At 32.7% G+C, this 4,945-nt stretch carries 5 protein-coding genes; all 5 read left to right on the top strand.

The window, feature by feature from the left end:
- On the top strand, positions 1 to 646 hold a 646-nt coding region (locus CHX27_RS00710; RefSeq protein WP_094484867.1), incomplete at its 5' end, for a DUF547 domain-containing protein.
- A 21-nt stretch (positions 647 to 667) separates the two neighbouring features.
- Complete coding sequence (locus CHX27_RS00715) at positions 668 to 1,546, top strand: transporter family protein (RefSeq protein WP_094414391.1); 879 nt, start codon at positions 668 to 670, stop codon at positions 1,544 to 1,546.
- A gap of 40 nt (positions 1,547 to 1,586) precedes the next feature.
- A complete protein-coding gene (locus tag CHX27_RS00720) occupies positions 1,587 to 2,891 on the top strand; it encodes an NAD(P)/FAD-dependent oxidoreductase (protein ID WP_094484868.1) in 1,305 nt (434 codons plus the stop codon).
- 1 nt (position 2,892) lies between these two features.
- Positions 2,893 to 4,482 carry a 4Fe-4S binding protein gene (locus CHX27_RS00725; protein ID WP_094484869.1) on the top strand — a complete coding sequence of 530 codons (1,590 nt, stop codon included), beginning with the start codon at positions 2,893 to 2,895 and terminating at the stop codon, positions 4,480 to 4,482.
- 37 nt (positions 4,483 to 4,519) lie between these two features.
- The gene (locus CHX27_RS00730) at positions 4,520 to 4,936 is read left to right on the top strand and encodes a toxin-antitoxin system YwqK family antitoxin (RefSeq protein WP_094484870.1); all 417 of its coding nucleotides are present in this window, start codon (positions 4,520 to 4,522) and stop codon (positions 4,934 to 4,936) included.
- Positions 4,937 to 4,945: the final 9 nt, after the last annotated feature.

Here is a 4,945-nt window from a genome sequence, read left to right on the forward strand (position 1 = left end):
TTTTTTTTTTTCAAACACAGACATTTTCCTGAAAAAATATGTGCAAGCTAAAAAAGTAAATTATGAGGCTATTAAAAAAGACCCTAAAACACTGGAAGATTTAGTTAAACAAATTGCAACATTCAGTCTATCCAATGACCCAAAAGTCAATAAAGCATTTTTTATTAATGCTTACAACATCGTGATGATTAATGCCATTGTAGAAAAATATCCTATAAAATCGCCAATGGATATAACCGGTGTTTTTGACAAAACAAAATATACCGTTGCAGGTACCAAACTAACGCTAAATGATATTGAAAATAAAATGATTCGGGAAAAATACAAAGATGCTAGAATTCATTTTGTGTTGGTGTGTGGAGCAAATGGTTGTCCACCGATAACAAACTTTGCTTACACTCCTGAAAATTTAGAACACCAATTGGAACAACAAACCAAATTGGCTATCAATAATCCGGATTTTATCAAAGTCAATGTAAAAAGCAAAAAAGTGGAAATATCCCAAATATTCGAATGGTACAAAGAAGATTTCATATCCACTAAAAGTTCGTATATCGATTTTTTAAATAAATACAAATCAGAGCCAATTCCTGCCAATTTTAAAGTAGCTTTTTACACCTACGATTGGAGCTTAAATAAACATTAATGTAGAACAAACATGTTGCGTATGAAATCACTAAAATTATCAATACTAGTTAGTATTTTATTGGTTCAATTCTCATTTTCACAAGAAATTGAAGAAACGGAACAATCCAATATTCAAACCTATACTCCTTCAAAACTGTTAGAAAAAGGAAAATGGGACATCAAATGGTTTAATAATTTATACACACAAACCAAAGAAGACAGAAATGGCGAAACATTTGAAGTACCGAGATCTACTTTTTTTACAACATCTGTTGAAGTCTTCACTGGAGCCAGTAACAACAAGAAATTTAATGTTGGTTTAATTGTGGAGTATCGTTCAAACTCTTTCGCGGACAAAAGTGCGGGTAGTGTCTTCTCTTTTCAAAATGAAACAGGTGAAGCAAGAAGTGGGTTAGGTCATATTGCTCCGTCAGTTAAAATAGCTCCTTTCAATTCGCTTCCTAGATTCTCTATTCAAAGTTCATTTTTTATTCCGGTTTTTGACAAAGAGAGTGATGAAAACGGTTTCTTGGCACAAAAAAGTTTTATTTGGCAAAACCGCTTTTTTTATGATTACACTTTCCCGGGCAATAAATTTCAATTATTCTCTGAATTTGGAACCCGTTTATTTTTGGGCAACAAAGACGAAGGTTTTGCAAACAATAGCATTGAATTGGCTCCTGGTGTTTTCCTGAGTTATTTCCCAACATCAAAATTCACAGTTTTGGGTTTTATTCAACATGCTCAATTGGTAGACTTAGGGAATGAGTTTGAACAAAATTATTCTGCTTTAGGAGCCGGTTCAAAATACCAACTCACTAAAACATTAAATGTAGAAGTTTTATATAGTAAATTTGTGAGAGGCAGTGATAGTGGACTGGGTCAATCATTTAATTTAGGGCTACGAGCCATTTTTTAAAGAAATCTAAATTCCTCTTTTAAGTTTAAATAAGATCAAAATGGAGCATGTTGTAATAATAGGCAATGGTATATCGGGAGTTACTCTAGCAAGGCATATTAGAAAGCAATCAGAAAAAAAAATTACAATTATTTCATCAGAATCAGATTACTTTTTTTCAAGAACAGCTTTGATGTATGTTTTCATGGGACACATGAAGTTTGAACATACACAACCTTATGAAAATTGGTTTTGGAAAAAAAATCGTATTGATCTAAAAAAAGCTTTTGTAGAAAATGTAGATACGGATAATAAACTTGTCATTTTTTCTTCAGGAGAAGTTTTAAAATATGATAAACTAGTTATCGCAACGGGATCAAAACCCAGTAAATTTGATTGGCCAGGTCAAGATTTGAAAGGCGTAATGGGTATGTATCACAAACAAGATTTAGAAAACCTAGAGAAATATGCTCCCAACAATCAAATTTGTAAAAGAGCGGTAATCGTTGGCGGTGGATTGATTGGTATTGAATTAGCAGAAATGTTACATTCCAGAAATATTCCTGTCACCTTTTTAGTTCGTGAAGATAGTTTTTGGAATGGTGTTTTGCCACAAGGTGAAAGTGCAATGATTAATCGTCATATCAAAAACAATCACATTGATTTGCGTTTGTCAACCAATTTAAAATCCATAAATGCAGATGAAAACGGTTTTGTAAAATCGGTTACAATTGAGAATACTGGTGAAGAGATTGCTTGTAATGTAGTAGGTTTAACAGCGGGTGTATCTCCTAATATTGATTTTTTAAAATCTTCTAAAATTGAATTGGGACGAGGTGTGAAAGTAAATCGTTTTTTAGAAACCAATATAAAAGATGTTTATGCTATTGGTGACTGTGCCGAACAACATGAAGCCATAGGAAACAGACGTCCAATTGAAGCGGTTTGGTACACAGGAAGGATGATGGGTGAAACTTTAGCACAAACTATTTGCGGAAATCCTATGCAATATAATCCCGGACACTGGTTTAATTCTGCTAAATTTTTTGCTATTGAATACCAAACGTATGGCTGGGTTTTTAGTGAAAAAATGAAATCCGATTTTGAAGAGCATTTTCATTGGAAACACAAAGATGACACAAAATGTATCACAGTTGCGTATCATAGAGAAACAAAAAAGTTTTTAGGTATCAACACTTTTGGAATTCGTATGCGTCATGAAACGTTTGATAAATGGCTAACAGAGCAACGAGAAATAGATTATGTAATACAGCATTTATCAGAAGCTAATTTTGATCCCGAATTTTATAAACATTATGAAAGAGAAATTTTAGAAGCATATAATCACCAACTTCAAATCGTATAAAATGAGTACTAAAGTCAATCATAGTATGTCGTTGGCAAAACCAGATGCTACCGACATTTCAACGAAACAAAAAGTAGCATTAGCTATCGGAATTATAGGTCTATTTATCATGATGTTGGCATTTTTGAATTTTGATTTTCCTAATAGAGCAGTTTCTTTAAGTTTATCATTAGCTGCCATCAGTATCGGAACAGTTATTTATGCAAGAGATGCTTATTTGAATAAGTTAGAAGGTATAAAAAATGATGGCGTTTGGTTTAAGTCCATTTCTTCTCGAGGTCTTTGGGGTTGGATTGTTGGCATTATTCTAACTACATTTTATATTGTACTTTATTTCCTTCCAACGTATTTAGGATTAGGTGAAAATGGCAATCCAAATTCGGGTCTCATCAGTTTGTTTGATCCGTTAAGCCAATTATTGAGTGGAAGGAATGCCAGTCAATGGTTTGTATATGGAACACTTTATACTTTTGCTATTTTTATATTTGGCTACAAGTTTATGTTAAAATACAAACATAATCGTTACCAACAAGTTCGAACACTTTCTGTCTTGTTTTTTCAGTTAGGTTTTGCCTTTTTGATTCCAGAATTTATGTATGTAATGAATAGTGATTTGCCTTACTATGATCTAAAATCCATTTGGCCACTCAATTACTATATTTTTGACGAGTGGTCTGTAAATGGATTTTTATCTAACGGCACAATTGGTTTAGGACTTATTTTGTTTGGAATACTTTCTATTTTTGTCATTTCTCCCATTTTAACTTATAAATATGGCAAACGCTGGTATTGTTCATGGGTTTGTGGTTGTGGCGGATTGGCCGAGACTGCTGGTGATTCTTTTCGTCAACTCTCATCAAAGAAATTATCGGCTTGGAAATTAGAACGATGGTTGGTTCATATCGTTTTGGTTTTCTCTGTGGTGATGACTGTGGCCATGGTTTATACCTATTTAGGTTATGATAGCAATAATTTTTGGTTAACCCGTGACGTATTCATCATGGCTGTCATTGCGTTTTTAAGTGTTGTTTTTGGTATTGTGCTCTATTTTAAAGGAAAAGAACTTGGTAAAGATGCAAAAATAGGTGCTATTGGATTTTTTGTAGTAATCCTACTCTTGTTGGTACTTCATTTTACAGGAACTACCCAAGAAGTGTTTTTTATTCAAGGAAGTACGCTGCGTTCCGCTTATGGTTTGTACATAGGCTCTATTTTTTCGGGTGTTATTGGAACCGGTTTCTATCCTATTTTAGGTAGTCGTTCTTGGTGTCGCTTTGGTTGTCCGATGGCAGCAATTTTGGGATTTCAACAAAGATTGTTTTCAAAATTTAGAATTACTACCAATGGCGGACAATGTATTTCTTGTGGAAATTGCTCAACGTATTGTGAAATGGGAATTGATGTAAGAGCTTATGCCCAAAAAGGCGAAAATATCGTACGTTCATCCTGTGTAGGATGCGGAATTTGTTCTGCTGTTTGTCCACGTGGCGTTTTAAAATTAGAAAATGCATCCGAAAAAGGAAGAATCAATTCAAATGACATTTTACTGGGAAATGATGTGAATTTACTTGATTTGATTAATCAAAAATAAAGTCAGTTTTGGCAAGGATAGATTCAAAACAATTGAAATGAAACAAATACAACTGCTTATTTTAGTGATTTTACTGACTTCTTTTACCGAAAAAGAATATGTCAAATTGTATTTTGAAAACGGCAAAATGAAGGCAGAAGGCTGGATATTGAATGATGAAAAAACAGATTATTGGTTTTACTATTATGAAAACGGAAACAAAAAAGAAGAAGGTCATTATTTGGATAATAAAAAAACGAAATGGTGGATTTATTATGATGAAAACGAAAGCGTTCTAAAAAAATGCGAACATAAAAATAATGAACTAAACGGACTAACTATAATTTATAATAATGGTAAAATTTCAAAAGCGGAAAAATATGTAAATGGGAAAAAAATAAAATCATGGACCTATTTAAATGAATTTAAAAAAGATAATATAACCCGTTGGGTGAAATTATTTGAAGTAAAATAAATTGAACAA

Origin of the sequence: Flavobacterium aurantiibacter, from assembly GCF_002251775.1 — a bacterium.
In the GTDB taxonomy this organism is placed as follows: Bacteria; Bacteroidota; Bacteroidia; order Flavobacteriales; family Flavobacteriaceae; genus Flavobacterium; species Flavobacterium aurantiibacter.

Bases quoted from the DNA above. Each gene is read 5' to 3' on its own strand.
- CHX27_RS00725 (WP_094484869.1), top strand. From the start codon at position 2,893: ATGAGTACTAAAGTCAATCATAGTATGTCGTTGGCAAAACCAGATGCT.
- CHX27_RS00715 (WP_094414391.1), top strand. From the start codon at position 668: ATGAAATCACTAAAATTATCAATACTAGTTAGTATTTTATTGGTTCAA.
- CHX27_RS00720 (WP_094484868.1), top strand. From the start codon at position 1,587: ATGGAGCATGTTGTAATAATAGGCAATGGTATATCGGGAGTTACTCTA.
- CHX27_RS00730 (WP_094484870.1), top strand. From the start codon at position 4,520: ATGAAACAAATACAACTGCTTATTTTAGTGATTTTACTGACTTCTTTT.